This is a genomic window from Fibrella aquatica, from assembly GCF_041321135.1.
Lineage (GTDB): Bacteria > Bacteroidota > Bacteroidia > Cytophagales > Spirosomataceae > Fibrella > Fibrella aquatica.
This window is the reverse complement of sequence record NZ_JBGGWF010000012.1, coordinates 1-14939: the sequence shown is the minus strand read 5'-3', so window position 1 is coordinate 14939 and position 14939 is coordinate 1. Positions and strand designations below refer to the sequence as shown.

Below are 14939 nucleotides of genomic sequence, written 5' to 3'. Positions count from 1 at the left end.
ATTAACCTATAGTCTATATAGGATGTTTAGCCAAGCAGCAGCGATTCGCCCCCGTCGATCCAGACAGGTGTACCGGTAATATGGCTGGCGCGGTCAGAGGCCAGAAACATAACGAGGTCAGCCACTTGCTCCGATGTACCCGGCTTACCGTCGGTCAGTGGAATTTCACCTTCCGGAAACTCGACAGGTTCGGTAATGCTCTCCAGATTCCGGTGTTGTGTGTTATCATCGATCTCGGTGTCGATTGCGCCGGGGCAGACAACATTGACCCGAATTTTATGTTTAGCCAGTTCCAGCGCGAGCAGTTGTGTAAAGGCCACCTGCGCCGCTTTGGTGCTCGAATAAGCCGTTGAGCCCGTATTGGTAAATATGCGGGTACCGTTTACCGACGCCGTGATAATGATCGATCCGCCCTGCCGTTTCAGCAGTGGTACACCGAAATGCACCGTCATATACGTACCGGTCAGGTTGATGTCGATCGTTTTGCGCCATTCGTCTGGTGTCAGTTCATCGATCGGCGCCCATACGCCGTTGATGCCCGCATTAGCAAAGATGATGTCGAGTCGTCCGTAGGCCTTGTCGAGTTGGTCATACACCCGTTCCATGTCTTTCTCGCTCGAAATGTCGGCGGTGAGAGCCAGCCCTTCGCTTCCCGCTTTTTCCACCTCGGCAATCGTTTTGTCTATTTCTTCCTGCGTGCGGCTTATGGCCACGATTTTGGCACCCGCCTTCGCCATCATAATGGCCGCCGCTTTACCGATACCTGACCCTGCGCCCGTTATCAGCGCTACTTTACCAGCTAATTCGTTGTTTTCCATACCCGTTTTTCTCTAAATAAGCGCTGGGCCGACTGAATAGTTACGAACATTTAGGAACGGGTCTTTGTCCGGGGTGATCGGATGGGCGTGTGCAGAGCAACCAAATTAAGGAAGGTAGGCCTCATTGATTCAGTGCTTTACAGGATTCATGTCTCCCCATTCTGATTCTGGTTAAACCCATGAAAAAGCAGATCTTCCTGAGTTACCTCATCGGTTGCCTTATTTTGCTCAGCGGCTACACATCGACAGCGCCAGCGACACGCTCTGAGGTGGCGGCCCTTCGTCGGGCCGATGTGATTATCTACGGCGGCACGTCGGCGGCGGTCATGGCGGCGGTGCAGGTGAAAAAGATGGGAAAATCCGTCATCATTGTCTCGCCCGATAAGCACCTGGGCGGACTATCGTCGGGTGGGCTGGGCTTTACTGATACGGGTAACAAAGAAGTGATTGGTGGTCTGTCGCGTGAGTTTTATCAGCGGCTGTACGCTCATTACCAAAAGGATGAGTCGTGGACATGGCAAAAACAGAGCGAATACGGCAACAAAGGCCAGGGAACACCCGCCATTGACGGCAGTAGCCGGACGATGTGGATTTTTGAACCGCACGCCGCCGAACAGGTATTCGACGATTTAGTCCGTGAACACAAATTGACCGTTTATCGCGATCAATGGCTTGATCGCTCGGTTAAAGGGATTCAGAAAAAGGCGGGCGCCATTCAGTCGTTTCGCACGCTGAGCGGACAGGTTTACGCCGGGCGCATGTTCATCGACGCTACTTATGAAGGAGACCTGATGGCGGCCGCGGGCGTCAGCTACCACGTTGGACGGGAAGCCAACAGCGTGTATGGCGAAACGCACAACGGTGTTCAGGTCGGTGTTTTCCAACACGGTCATTACTTCAAAACTAACATTAGCCCCTACAACGTACCTGGCGACCCAACCAGTGGTCTGCTACCCGAAGTAGCGAAAGAGAAACCCGGTGTGAACGGTTCGGGCGATGCCAAAATTCAGGCGTACTGCTTTCGGATGTGCCTTAGCAATCACCCCGACAATCGAGTGCCATTTGCTAAACCCGATGGCTACGACCCGGCGCGCTATGAACTACTGGCGCGGGTGTTTGCATCGGGCTGGCGCGAGACGTTCAACAAGTTCGACCCCATTCCGAACCGCAAGACGGATACCAACAACCACGGCCCGTTCAGCACCGACTATATCGGCAAAAACTACGACTACCCCGAAGCCACCTACGAACGGCGACAGCAAATCATCCGCGATCACGAACTGTATCAAAAAGGGCTACTGTATTTCTTGCAAAACGATGCCCGCGTACCCGCCGATGTACGCGAAAAAATGCAGCAATGGGGACTGGCTAAAGACGAATTTGCCGATAATGGCAACTGGCCGCATCAGCTCTACATTCGCGAAGCGCGGCGCATGAAAGGCGTGTTTGTGATGAAAGAGGCCGACGCCCTCGGTAAAACGAACGTACCTGACCCAATTGGCATGGGATCGTATTCGCTGGATGCGCACAACGCCCAGCGGTTTGTGAAGGCCGATGGCTTTGTGCAGAACGAGGGCGATATTGGCGTACACCCCGACAAGCCGTATTCTATCGCCTACGGGTCTATTTTGCCCAAAGAGTCGGAATGCACGAACCTGCTGGTGCCAGTCTGTATGTCGAGCTCGCACATCGCCTACGGCTCTATTCGGATGGAACCCGTTTTCATGATTCTGGGTCAGTCGGCGGCCACGGCGGCGGTGCTGGCCATCAACAAAAAAGTGTCGCCGCAACGGTTGCCTTATCAGGTATTGAGTCAGGCTTTACTGGCCGATAAGCAACGCTTAACGTTGTAGACGAGTCACCTAATTTGCTTCCTATGAACCGTTTTCTCGTCTGCTACGTCTGGCTGTTTGCTTCCTGCGCTTTTGCGCAGCAGCAACCCACCACCACAAATCCCTATTTTACGACCCTGCCCGGCAGCCCCGGTGCATCGACCCGGCGCATCGAGTTATCGTCTGACATTGACGCTTCCTGGCACCGTTGGAAAGAACGCGGCTATCACTTCGGATTCGACCCCGCCCTGACACCCATGTATAGCACGATAAATGGGATTCTGAGCACACCTTACATGGTTCAGGTTCGGGGAAACGGCAGTGATGCGGCCGAGAAAAATCGAAAAAGATGGGGGTATCATGTGTTTGAGGGCTATGCCAGCGACGATAAATCACGCATTACGATGCTCGTGAACAAACACATTGAGCTCGATAAGCCCGTGGCCGAACTGTATTACTATGGAACCACCTACAACCATAGCGAACAAGCCTACAATTGGTTTAAGATCGGGTCGGATGTACGCCAGCACTCGTTTCTGTTTGGGCGCGACAAGGCCATCTTCTATGGGTCGCTCCGGCTAACCAACGCCCTGACCCTGGGTGCTATTGGAAACGACGATCTGGAAACGGCAAAACCAGACGGCGACGATGAACGCAACTACGAGAAAGACGCCAGGTACGTTAATTACAAAGAGCTGAAAGACAGCCCCGATGGCACTATTTTTTACGACAAGGATAACAAAATTGTGGTGATCAAGATCGAAGGTAAGTGGATGAAAGTGGCTGTAGAACCGCTGCCCGCCAATGTACAATACAGATTCTAAACCGACCGGAAAAGGCTCAGGTATTCCCCCGGAAACAGCTCAACGCGAATGCGAACGACGAAGACTAGCCATCGTTTATTAGTAGGCGTTATCGCCTTGTTTGGCTTACTAAGCTTAAGAGTCAATTCTGTTGAACCCGACACCAACTGGACGGAGTATAACGGTGATGGTCAGCGAAGTCATTATTCGGCGCTGAAGCAAATCACGCCCGACAATGTTCAGCAACTGAAAGTGGCCTGGAGTTATGCATCGGGCGGTGCCGATACGGTTCGGAACAGCACCCAAATGCAGTGCAATCCGATTATCATTGGTGGCGTGCTCTACGGGGTGTCGGCCAACACGCAGGCGTTTGCGGTAGATGCTGCGACGGGAAAACAGATCTGGAAAACCAACTTGCCTGATACCGACGGCACCACCAGCCGGGGCGTTACCTACTGGGCTGAAGGAACCGACGAGCGCATTTTCTTCGGTGCGGGCGGCGGCCTTTACGCCCTGAACGCAAAAACAGGCGAGGTTATGCGTTCCTTCGGAAACGCCGGGCGAATCAACCTGAAAGACGGCATAGACCGGCCGGGTGCCGACAATTATGTGCGGGCCAACACGCCCAACACCATCTATAAAAATATGTTGATTGTTGGGGCGCGCCTGGCCGAAGGCGAAACTGCGTTGCTGGGCGACGTGCGGGCCTACGACACGCGGACGGGTCGGCTTATCTGGACATTTCATACCATCCCGCAACCGGGCGAATACGGGTATTCGAGCTGGTCACCGGCCAACCCGCGTCAACGCCTGGGTGGGGCCAATGCCTGGGCAGGGATGGCCATTGACCGGCAGCGGGGCATCGTATACGTACCTACAGGCTCGGCGGCCTATGACTTTTATGGCGGTAACCGACTGGGCGACAATCTGTTTGCCAATTGCCTGATTGCGCTGGAAGCTACAACCGGTAAACGGCTCTGGCATTTTCAGTTTGTTCACCACGATATCTGGGACCGTGACCCACCGTCGCCGCCCAACTTATTGACGGTAGTTCAGGCCGGGAAACGCATCGACGCTGTAGCCCAACTGACCAAGCAGGGCCATGTGTTCATTTTCGACCGGGTAACGGGCAAACCGCTGTTCCCGATTGTGGAAAAAGCATTTCCCGGGGATGGCGTGGCGGGTGAAAAAACGAGCAGAACGCAGCCCATTCCGGTGAAACCGGCGCCGTTTACCCAACAAACATTTACCGAAAAAGACATTAATTCGTGGGCATCCAACCGGCCCGCCATTGTGGCTATGTTGCGCAAAGCCCGTACTGGTAGTCCTTACATACCACTCACGGCTGAAACAACCGTTTTCTTCCCCGGAACAGATGGCGGCGCACAATGGGGCGGTGCCGCAACCGATCCGGAAGGAACGATTTACATTCCGGCCAAACAAAACCCGTGTTTTTCAACGCTGATTCTGAAAGAACAGCCCGTTGCCAATGCGCTGGTAACCAGCGGTCAATTATACACGGCAAACTGCGCCGCCTGCCATGGAGCCGACCGGTGCGGTAATCACGACGGTTCGTATCCGTCGTTACTCGGGATCGACAAGCGGTTAACTGCCGAAGCCATTCATCAGGTGCTGCTCAAAGGCCGGGGCATGATGCCGTCGTTTTCGCACTTGCCCGAAGGCGAACGCAAAGCCATTGTCGATTTTCTCCAGAATACAGGCAGTGCGGCACAGGTGGCTCAGGCCCGAACAGGAGACGTACCCTATCAGCATACGGGCTACAATCGCTGGTACGATAGCAACGGCTATCCGGTTAGTGCGCCACCCTGGGGTACGCTAACGGCCATCGACCTGAATACGGGCGAACACCGGTGGCAGGTACCGCTGGGTGAATACCCCGAATTAATCGCCAAAGGCATACCGGCAACCGGCACCGACAACTATGGCGGGCCGCTGGTAACGGGTAGTGGCCTGCTCTTCATTGCGGCCAGCAAAGACGGGCAGTTGAGGGCTATCGATAAAAAAACGGGCAAAACAATCTGGCAAACAACCTTACCCACGGCGGGGTATGCATCACCGTCAACTTACTCGGTGGGCGGCAAACAGTTTATCGTCATTGCCTGCGGTGGTGGAAAGCTGAAGTCAAAATCGAGCGACAGGTACGTTGCCTACGCCCTGCCTGACTGATGGCAGCGTTTTATCGGATGAACTATCCTTCGTAAACGAATCATCAACTGCTTAAATGCGGTATATTCAACACGACAAGTAACAAAGTAGAATTGGTTTAACACAGAGGGGGCTGACCTCTATGTTAAACTAATTTCTCTTCACTACGTATAGTCATTTACGTAACTATGAAACAGTTTTTTAGCCCCAAACTCGGTGTTATGCTGCTTTTGCTAACAGCCGCACTCGCCAGTCGGGCTCAGGTAGCAACCACCGACAGTATGGGCGTACGCCGTTCGGAAACGGCTCAAAAAGAAATATTTCGTCTGAAAACAACCTTGTCTGGAACGGTTAATTTATTGTCTTTATCCGATTCGGTACTTACTATTTCGCGGCAGCAACCTTCGGTGCCGAAGCAAATCATTGCGCTGTGTCAACTGGCCAGTCGGGAGTTGCAGGAACAACCGCAAAAAGCAGCGGCTCGCTTACAGGAAGCCAATCGACTGGCTGCACAACTCCGCGATTTGAGAGAAGCAGGATGGGTTATAGGGCAGGTCGCTAGAATTCAGGCTGGTGTCATGCGCAGTTCACCATCGCAAGCCACCGCATTTTCGCCTATTCTGGAAACGTTGGGCCGGTCAATGGGAGCCAGTGTTGTGGTTGGCGGGAGAAGTAGGGGAAATGCCCCATTCGTGTTCGAGTCGAATCCGTTTTCCGACAAGCGCGTTTACGACCGGCGATCGCAGCCCGAACGGCCGGCAGAGCCTGCACCGCCGCTTTTACCAGAGATTGACCCCACCCAACTACGCCGCATTCGTGTGCGGCCTGATTTTGTGGATCGGTTGCTCGACACCCTGATATTATTCGATAAAAGTAGCCCACAGGTCGTTCAGCAGTTGACCGCCCGCAAAAAGTTGCGCGATTCGAACCAGGCCTTGAGTACGGCCTTTGCCAAAGAAGGCGATTACGCCCAGGCTTACCGCTACTTTTTGCAGTACACCGCCTATAAAGACAGCCTGACAGCCGAGGCCACCAGCCGACGATTGGCCTCGCTGAGGTATAAGCAGAACCTGCTCAAGAAGGAATCACAAATACAACTACTGACAAAAGACCGGCAGCTTCGCGAACAGGAGTCGAACCGGCAGCGGCAGTACGTGTTGCTGTTGATTGGCTGCATTGCCCTGCTGGCTGGCGTTGCGTTTGTCCTGATTCGGAATAACCGCGCCAAACAACTGGCCAATCAGCAGCTTAGCGAGCAAAAAGAGGCGTTACAGGAAACCCTGGCCCAACTGAAAACCACACAGACGCAACTGATTCAGGCCGAAAAGATGGCGTCGCTCGGGGAACTGACCGCCGGTATTGCGCATGAGATTCAGAACCCGCTGAACTTCGTCAATAACTTTTCGGAAGTCAGCGCGGAACTGGTTACGGAGCTGATCGAGAACCGGCAGTTGGCCGAGCGTGACGACGAACTGGAAAACGACCTGCTGAGCGATCTGAACCAAAATTTGGGGAAAATTATCGAACACGGTAACCGGGCCTCGTCAATCATCAAGGGTATGCTGGAACACGCCCGTACCACCGGCGGCCAGAAAGAGCCCACCGATTTGAACGCGCTGGTTGATGAATATGCCAAACTGGCGTTTCACAGCCTTCAGGCAAAAGATAAATCGGTTATGGCCCAACTGATCACTGAACTGCATCCAACGCTGAGCCGGGTGATGGTGAGTCAGCAGGAAGTGGGGCGGGTGATTTTGAACATTATCAATAACGCCTTTTATGCGGTACAGAAACGACAGCAACGGGGCGAAGCAGACTACCAGCCAACTGTTGTTGTATCGACTTATGAGGAGGCCAATCAGGTTTGCGTGTCCATCCGAGATAATGGCACAGGTATGCCGGAAACGGTAAAGGCAAAGATTTTTCAGCCGTTTTTTACCACCAAACCTGCCGGACAAGGCACCGGACTGGGCCTGTCGATCAGCTACGATATCATCACGAAGGGCCACGGGGGGATGCTCCTGATAAACAGCGAAGAAGGGCAGTTCAGCGAGTTTACGATCAAATTACCCATCGTGGGCTAGTAGCGGTTAGAATGTCTGTGGAAATGTCTTACCTGCCTAAACACCGCGAGTAGGCAGGTAACGTACCCAGGTACGTCGCCGAAACCTCAACGAAAAGGATGGCAAATCTTAATCAGTTCGACGTTATTGTGGTTGGGTCGGGCATAAGTGGCGGTTGGGCTGCCAAAGAACTAACCGGCAGGGGGCTGCGAACATTGCTACTGGAACGGGGACGCAACGTAGAGCACGTCACCGATTATCCAACCGCCATGATGAACCCCTGGGATTTTGCCCATCGGGGGCCGGTTAGTCTGGAAACGAAACAGGCGTATTCGGTGGCCAGCCGGAACTACGCTTTCTACGAGGGTAGCGCGCATTTCTACGCCAAAGACAGTGAGAACCCCTACATTCAGGAGAAACCCTACGACTGGATTCAGGGCAATCAGGTGGGTGGTCGGTCGTTGCTTTGGGGACGGCAAACCCAGCGCTGGAGCGATTTCGATTTCAGCGGCCCCGCCCGCGATGGGTTCGCCGTAGACTGGCCCATTCGCTACGCCGACCTGGCCCCGTGGTACAGCTATGTTGAAAAATTTGCCGGTATCTCAGGTAACCGCGACGGGCTGGCAACTCTGCCTGATGGCGAATTTTTGCCGCCCCATCAGATGAGCTGTGTGGAAACCTATTTCACGAAGCAGATGAGTCAGAAATTTCCTGATCGTCCGGTTGTGATTGGTCGGGTGGCTCACCTGACAAAGCCAAATTCAATTCATACCAAACAGGGCCGGGCCCAGTGTCAGCACCGTACCCTTTGCGAGCGTGGTTGCCCTTTCGGCGGTTATTTTAGCAGTAATTCGTCGACCATTCCGTGGGCGATGAAAACCGGTAAACTCACCCTCCGTCCCGATTCGGTGGTACATTCGGTGATTTATGACGAGAAAAAAGGTAAAGCAACCGGCGTTCGGGTGGTCGACGCGCATACCGGCCAGATGACCGAATATTTTGCCAACATTCTGTTTCTGAACGCCTCGGCTCTGAATACCAACAAAATTCTGCTTAACTCAACGTCTGGCCGTTTTCCTGCTGGTTTAGGCAACGATAGTGGTTTGTTAGGCAAATTCATGGCCTTTCACAGCTACCGGGGGCGGGTCACGGCCGATTACGACGGCTTTGCCGACTCAACAACCTGGGGGCGGCGACCAAATGGCTGCTACATTCCACGCTTTCGGAATGTGCACAAACAGGAAACGAGCGGTCCGGCGTCCCAGTTTCTGCGCGGCTATGCGTCCACCTTCTACGCGTCGAGGCCTTCGCAAGTGAACCGCGATGGTTTTGGGGCGGATCTGAAAGAACGACTCACCAGCTACACCCCTGGACTCTGGCACGTATCGTCGGGCATGATGGGCGAGACTATTCCAAAGGAAATAAGTACCGTTCACTTGGACCCAACTCTGAAAGATCGTTGGGATGTTCCGCTCCTGCGGGTGTCGGTGGCCTACGATGATAACGACGAAAAAATGCTCCGCGACTTCTGGGAGCAGCTATCGGAAATGTATGACCGGGCGGGCTTCACCAACATTAAAACGCACGATACTGGCCGATTGCCTGGCAGTGAAAATCACGAGATGGGCGGCGTCAGAATGGGCCGCGACCCGAAAACATCGCTGCTCAACAAGTGGAATCAGCTACACGCCTGCAAAAACGTGTTCGTGACCGACGGTGCGTGCATGACCTCGACGTCAACTCAAAACCCGTCGCTGACCTATATGGCGCTCACCGCCCGCGCCGCCGACTATGCCGTGAAGCAGTTAAAACGGGGTGATTTGTAGAGGGAACTGGCGCGAGGATTTCCTCGTGCCTATAATTCGCAAGCATTTGCTTGCACAGCGCGAAGGCGCAATTGTAGCTGGCTACTCATACTCATTTTTGCACTACCATATTGCGCATTCGCGCTGCAAGCGGATCGGTCCGGCGTCCCGGCTTGCGACATAAAAGGCACGAGGAAATCCTCGCGCCAGCCAGCCTATAACAGTTAAAACGGGGTGATCTATGAGCCAACTAACACGACGCGAAGCACTTAAAGCCACTCTTCTTGGCGGACTGTCAACCGTCGCGCTGGGCGAATCCACGCTGGGTATGTCATTGCCCTTTACGGCTAAAAAGCCGCAGCTTGCTTTCTCTACGCTTGGTTGCCCAAAGTGGGACTTGGCGACTATTCTGGACGTTGCGGCCAAATCGGGGTATCGGGCCGTGGAATTCCGAGGGCTGATGGGCGAACTGGATTTGCCGAAAAGTCCGGCGTTCGACACGGCGGCGCATATTCGGGATACACGTACCCGGTTTGCCGACCGGAACATCCGTATCTGTAACCTCGGCTCGTCGGCGCAACTCCACCATGCTGACGCCACGAAACGCCGCAAAAACCTGGACGATGCCCGCCGGTTTATCGATCTGGCCCATCAACTCGATTGTCCGTTCGTTCGGGTATTTCCCGACTCGTTACCGCCCGATCAGAACCGCGACGACACGTTGCGCCTAATCGGCGAAGGCTTGCTGGAGTTGGGTACGTATGCGAAAGAGAGTTCAGTGACGGTGTTGCTCGAATCGCATGGTGAACTCACCCGCAGCGATTTATTGATCCCCATTATGCTGGCAGCAAAACATCCGAACGTGGGCTTGATCTGGGACATTGTCAATATGTGGATCGATGCGCAGGAATCGCCGGCATTGGTGTACCAAAAGCTGAACCCATTTATCCGGCACGTACACGTTAAAGACCTTCGCATTGTAGCCGGGAAGCACCAATATGTATTGCTGGGTGAAGGAGAAGCGCCACTACGCGAGGCCATCAACGCCTTGACGAAGGGCGGTTACAAAGGCTATTACAGCTTCGAATGGGAGAAACTTTGGCACCCCGACATTGCCGAGCCCGAACAGGCTATTCCTCACTACACCAGGGCGATGAACGCTTATTTCTGACGCTAATCTGCTGTATTGACTAAGTAGGCGACTGGCTTACGTAGGCTTTTACAGACTCCTTGTTTTATTATTTTCCCCCAACCAGACTTCATTCGTGAAAAACTCCGTTCTCTTTATCGTCTTTCTGTTGAGCATAAGCTCGGTTCAGGCCCAGAAAAAACTATTTCCGCAAAAACCCGGCATGGTGTCATACACCTACCGGAATAGCTTTTCTAAAAACGTGGCGGCCACCCTCGACACCATCAAAGGGCTGGGCATCACCGATATGGAGTTCTCGAACCTATTCGGTAAAACTGCCGCTGATCTGCGCAAACTTCTCGACGAACGCGGCATGAAATGCTCGTCGTTTGGCGTGGGTTATCCCGACTTGCAAAACAAGATGACAGAGGTTGGTAACAACGCCAAAGCACTGGGAGCCAGCTATGTACGCGTTGCCTGGGTGCCACACAATGGCCCGTTTACCCTCGACCTGGCCAAAAAGACAGTGGCCGACTTCAACAGCTTCGGCAAACAACTAAAAGATCAGTTTGGCCTTACTTTCTGCTATCATAACCACGGTTTTGAGTTTGAAAAGCACGAAGATGGCACCCTGATGGACTACATCATTCAGAACACCGATCCTAACTACGTGAGCTTTGAAATCGATATTCTCTGGACGTTTTTTCCCGGTGCTGATCCGGCGGCGCTGATCAATAAATACCCGAAACGCTTCAAGCTAATGCACCTGAAAGACCTTCGCAAAGGGGTTGCCGGTAATCTGTCGGGAGGCACGCCGGTGACGAATGATGTGGCGCTCGGAACGGGCCAACTGGATTTGCCTGCTATTCTGAAAGCGGCCAAAAAATCGTCGATCAAGCATTATTACATCGAAGACGAAAGTCCCAGCTACGCCACGCAGGTGCCACAAACCATTGCCTATTTGAAGGATCTGAAGTAACAGGTCGAACTCCGCTAACAGACGTGTTTTGCTGTTAGCGGAGACAGCTCTTAAATCTTAATTCTTAATTCTTAACTCTACCGGTCTACTTCACCCATGACCAGGTCGAGGGAGCCGATGACGGCCACCAGGTCGGCCAGCATACCGCCCCGGCTGATCTCGGCAATGACCGACAGGTTATGAAACGAGCACGACCGGCAGTGTGACCGAACCGGAATGTCGGACCGGCCGTCGGTGCGGAAGAAGAAGCCTAATTCACCTTTTGCGCTTTCGCCCCGGAAATAATAATCACCTGCTTTCGGCCGAATTTTCTTCGGCACCATCGCCTGTGGGTTATAATCGGGTGTGCGTTTATGGTCGGTGGTGAGCCGGTCGAGGCATTGCTCAATGATCTTGACCGATTCCCAGCATTCCTGAACGCGCACGTAATTCCGATCCCAGCAATCGCCCACCGCGCCAGCCTGACCGGTGCCGATGGGAATGTCGAAATCCAGCTCCGGGTACACCGAATACGCATCGACGCGGCGCAGGTCGTAACGTAGGCCCGAGCCACGAAGTACCGGGCCGGTGCATCCGTAATCAATCGCTACGGCGAGGGGCAACACGCCTACGTTCCCGGTGCGTTTCCGGAAAATTTCGTTGTCGATCAGGACTTCCTGTAATTCAACCAGCTTGGGTTTCAGGTACGTGACAAACTCGCGGCAGCGTTCCTCGAAGCCTACGGGCAGGTCGTAGAACAGGCCACCAATCCAGATGTAGTTGTAGAGCATTCGAGCTCCAGATACCCATTCCAGCATACGCTGAATGTGCTCACGGTCGCGCATGACCCACAGAAACGGCGTAAACGCACCAATATCGAGGCCATACGTACCTATCGCCACAAAATGCGAAGCAATGCGGTTCAGTTCGGCCACCAGCACCCGGATATACTCGGTCCGTTTCGGAATGTCGTTTTCAATGCCCAGCATCCGTTCAACGGCCATCGCCCAGATGTGCTCGCCGTTCATGGCGGCCAGGTAATCGAGCCGGTCAACGAACGGAATGCCCTGATTGAACGGTACGTTCTGCGTATGGGCCTCGAAGCAGCGGTGCAGATAGCCGAGGTGCGGCACCACATCCTGCACAATTTCACCGCTGGTAACAATCTCGAGCCGCAGTACGCCGTGGGTACTGGGGTGTTGTGGCCCCATGTTCAGAATCATCTCGCCCTCGCCGAGTTGCTCCGACTCGTAAACGTTCGGCTCCGACGCCCGAAAGTGGCCGGGGCTGTACTCGTACTGAATGCGGGACTCGAGCGGTTGTTCTGTTATCATGGCTGTGCAAAAGTAACAGCCATTCGGGGGAAATATGTTCGCGGACTTTTAGGTGAAGGGTGAGGGGTGAGGGGTGAGGGGTGAAGGGTGAGGGGTGAGGGGTGAAGCTTGGCTGGCACGAGCACATGCTCGCGCCAGCGCCAAGTCTTCACCCCTCACCCCTCACCCTTCGCCTCTCACCCCTCACCCCTCACTAGGTTACTCAAAACATAGTATGATCTATAGAGTTAGTTGTGTTTAAGATAACTTTATTCATCATATGGGAATCACGTTAGAACAGGCAGAGGGGTTGATCGCTGCTGCCAAAGCCAAATCAACCGAATTGGGCCTGAAAATGAACATTGCCGTCGTAGACGCAGGTGCCAATCTGGTTGCCTTCGCTCGTCAGGACGGTGCGTGGCTGGGCTCGGTCGATATTTCGATTAAAAAGGCAAAAACGGCCCGTTTCTTCGACATGAATACGGGTGATCTGGGTCAGGCATCACAGCCTGGCGGCTCGCTGTTTAACATCGAACACTCAAATAGCGGCTTGATCACCTTTCCCGGCGGTATCCCCATCAAGGATGCCAGCGGCGAAGTAATTGGCGGTATTGGCGTGTCGGGTAGCACGGTCGAAAATGACCACACGGTAGCTCAGGCTGGCGTCGATGCGCTTCAGTAACGCTTGTTGGTCAATCCGAACAGGCGATTTGGCAGGTAGCCTTGCCTAACCACACCAATAAATAATCGGTTTCACAGTACAAAACTACAGATCAGTATGGCGAGTAACCGTGGTGTCGTGTATACCGGGCCGGGCAAAGTAGAAGTGCAAAACATCGACTTCCCCGAACTGGCAAACCCTAAAGGCAAGAAAATTGGCCATGGGGTGGTTCTTAAAGTGATTTCAACCAATATCTGCGGCAGCGATCAGCACATGGTTCGTGGCCGTACAACAGCTGAGCCGGGCCTCGTTTTGGGGCATGAAATAACAGGCGAGGTGATCGAAAAAGGGGCCGACGTTGAATTTCTCGACATTGGCGATATCGTATCGGTGCCCTTTAACGTAGCCTGTGGACGCTGCCGCACCTGTAAAGAGCAACAAACGGGTATCTGTCTAAATGTCAATGATTCACGCGCTGGTGGTGCCTACGGGTACGTCGATATGGGCGGTTGGATTGGCGGTCAGGCCGAGTACGTGATGGTGCCTTACGCTGATTTCAACCTCCTAAAATTCCCGGACAGAGAGCAGGCGCTTTCTAAAATTCGCGACCTGACCATGCTCAGCGATATTTTCCCGACGGGTTTTCACGGTGCCGTTAAAGCGGGCGTCGGCCCCGGAACCACTGTCTATATTGCCGGTGCTGGTCCAGTAGGGATGGCGGCGGCAGCCTCGGCGCAGTTGCTGGGCGCGGCGGTAGTCATCGTGGGCGATATGAACAAAGCGCGACTAGCCCACGCCCGGTCGATCGGTTGCGAAACCGTTGATTTGAACGAAGACGCGTCGCTGGCTGATCAGATTGCCCAGATTCTGGGTGTTCCCGAGGTAGACTGTGCCGTTGACTGCGTTGGTTTTGAAGCGCGTGGCCACGGTGGACAGGTACAAAAAGAAGTGCCCGCCGCCGTATTGAACTCGCTGATGGAGATTGCCCGTGCGGGTGGTGCCATTGGTATTCCCGGTCTGTACGTAACGGAAGATCCGGGCGCCGAAGAGGCCACCGCCAAGACGGGCAACCTCTCGATCCGGTTCGGATTAGGCTGGGCCAAAAGCCATTCGTTCTTCACGGGTCAAACGCCGGTGATCAAGTACAACCGCCAGCTGATGATGTCGATTCTGTACGATAAAGTGCAGATCGCCAAAGCGGTGAACGTCGAGGTAATTACGTTGGATCAAGCACCGGAAGGCTACGCCGAATTTGACAGCGGCGTCGCTAAGAAGTTTGTCCTGGACCCTCACGGGCTAATTCCTGCCTGATTTTTTTGATGTTATATCGGCGTAGCCCCCCGCCCTGAAGGGAGCCCGCTAGCGCGCAAGCAATACCTGCGCGCTAGCGG

The 14939-nt window shown here is 54.0% G+C and carries 11 protein-coding genes; 9 read left to right on the top strand and 2 right to left on the bottom strand.

Annotated features, from left to right (window positions below):
- Positions 1 to 26: 26 nt before the first annotated feature.
- Complete coding sequence (locus ACAW87_RS21280; protein ID WP_370725665.1) at positions 27 to 818, bottom strand: SDR family oxidoreductase; 792 nt, start codon at positions 816 to 818, stop codon at positions 27 to 29.
- 179 nt (positions 819 to 997) lie between these two features.
- Here ACAW87_RS21280 and ACAW87_RS21275 point away from each other — a divergent pair, with 179 nt between their 5' ends.
- The 7 genes from ACAW87_RS21275 (at position 998) to ACAW87_RS21245 (ending at position 11595) form a co-directional block, all read left to right on the top strand.
- Positions 998 to 2671 (top strand): FAD-dependent oxidoreductase, encoded by a 1674-nt coding sequence (locus ACAW87_RS21275; protein WP_370725664.1) that lies wholly within the window; start codon positions 998 to 1000, stop codon positions 2669 to 2671.
- Positions 2672 to 2694: 23 nt separating this feature from the next.
- Complete coding sequence (locus tag ACAW87_RS21270; RefSeq protein ID WP_370725663.1) at positions 2695 to 3474, top strand: hypothetical protein; 780 nt, start codon at positions 2695 to 2697, stop codon at positions 3472 to 3474.
- A 48-nt stretch (positions 3475 to 3522) separates the two neighbouring features.
- On the top strand, positions 3523 to 5640 hold the full coding sequence (locus ACAW87_RS21265; protein WP_370725662.1) for an outer membrane protein assembly factor BamB family protein: 2118 nt from the start codon (positions 3523 to 3525) through the stop codon (positions 5638 to 5640).
- A 167-nt stretch (positions 5641 to 5807) separates the two neighbouring features.
- On the top strand, positions 5808 to 7703 hold the full coding sequence (locus ACAW87_RS21260) for a sensor histidine kinase (RefSeq protein WP_370725661.1): 1896 nt from the start codon (positions 5808 to 5810) through the stop codon (positions 7701 to 7703).
- 98 nt (positions 7704 to 7801) lie between these two features.
- Positions 7802 to 9508, top strand: a complete 1707-nt coding sequence (locus ACAW87_RS21255) for an FAD-dependent oxidoreductase (protein WP_370725660.1) — start codon at positions 7802 to 7804, stop codon at positions 9506 to 9508.
- 220 nt (positions 9509 to 9728) lie between these two features.
- Positions 9729 to 10658 carry a sugar phosphate isomerase/epimerase family protein gene (locus ACAW87_RS21250; RefSeq protein WP_370725659.1) on the top strand — a complete coding sequence of 310 codons (930 nt, stop codon included), beginning with the start codon at positions 9729 to 9731 and terminating at the stop codon, positions 10656 to 10658.
- Between the two features lie 94 nt (positions 10659 to 10752).
- Complete coding sequence (locus ACAW87_RS21245) at positions 10753 to 11595, top strand: sugar phosphate isomerase/epimerase family protein (protein ID WP_370725658.1); 843 nt, start codon at positions 10753 to 10755, stop codon at positions 11593 to 11595.
- Between the two features lie 77 nt (positions 11596 to 11672).
- Here the strand turns inward: ACAW87_RS21245 and ACAW87_RS21240 are convergent, their stop codons facing one another.
- Positions 11673 to 12908 carry an NADH-quinone oxidoreductase subunit D gene (locus ACAW87_RS21240; protein WP_370725657.1) on the bottom strand — a complete coding sequence of 412 codons (1236 nt, stop codon included), beginning with the start codon at positions 12906 to 12908 and terminating at the stop codon, positions 11673 to 11675.
- A gap of 259 nt (positions 12909 to 13167) precedes the next feature.
- Here ACAW87_RS21240 and ACAW87_RS21235 point away from each other — a divergent pair, with 259 nt between their 5' ends.
- On the top strand, positions 13168 to 13569 hold the full coding sequence (locus tag ACAW87_RS21235; RefSeq protein ID WP_370725656.1) for a GlcG/HbpS family heme-binding protein: 402 nt from the start codon (positions 13168 to 13170) through the stop codon (positions 13567 to 13569).
- 96 nt (positions 13570 to 13665) lie between these two features.
- The gene (gene fdhA / locus ACAW87_RS21230; protein WP_370725655.1) at positions 13666 to 14859 is read left to right on the top strand and encodes a formaldehyde dehydrogenase, glutathione-independent; all 1194 of its coding nucleotides are present in this window, start codon (positions 13666 to 13668) and stop codon (positions 14857 to 14859) included.
- Positions 14860 to 14939: the final 80 nt, after the last annotated feature.

Coding starts and splice junctions, on each gene's coding strand:
- ACAW87_RS21280 (WP_370725665.1), bottom strand. CDS start 818: ATGGAAAACAACGAATTAGCTGGTAAAGTAGCGCTGATAACGGGCGCA.
- ACAW87_RS21235 (WP_370725656.1), top strand. CDS start 13,168: ATGGGAATCACGTTAGAACAGGCAGAGGGGTTGATCGCTGCTGCCAAA.
- ACAW87_RS21250 (WP_370725659.1), top strand. CDS start 9,729: ATGAGCCAACTAACACGACGCGAAGCACTTAAAGCCACTCTTCTTGGC.
- ACAW87_RS21270 (WP_370725663.1), top strand. CDS start 2,695: ATGAACCGTTTTCTCGTCTGCTACGTCTGGCTGTTTGCTTCCTGCGCT.
- ACAW87_RS21240 (WP_370725657.1), bottom strand. CDS start 12,908: ATGATAACAGAACAACCGCTCGAGTCCCGCATTCAGTACGAGTACAGC.
- fdhA (WP_370725655.1), top strand. CDS start 13,666: ATGGCGAGTAACCGTGGTGTCGTGTATACCGGGCCGGGCAAAGTAGAA.
- ACAW87_RS21265 (WP_370725662.1), top strand. CDS start 3,523: ATGCGAACGACGAAGACTAGCCATCGTTTATTAGTAGGCGTTATCGCC.
- ACAW87_RS21275 (WP_370725664.1), top strand. CDS start 998: ATGAAAAAGCAGATCTTCCTGAGTTACCTCATCGGTTGCCTTATTTTG.
- ACAW87_RS21255 (WP_370725660.1), top strand. CDS start 7,802: ATGGCAAATCTTAATCAGTTCGACGTTATTGTGGTTGGGTCGGGCATA.
- ACAW87_RS21260 (WP_370725661.1), top strand. CDS start 5,808: ATGAAACAGTTTTTTAGCCCCAAACTCGGTGTTATGCTGCTTTTGCTA.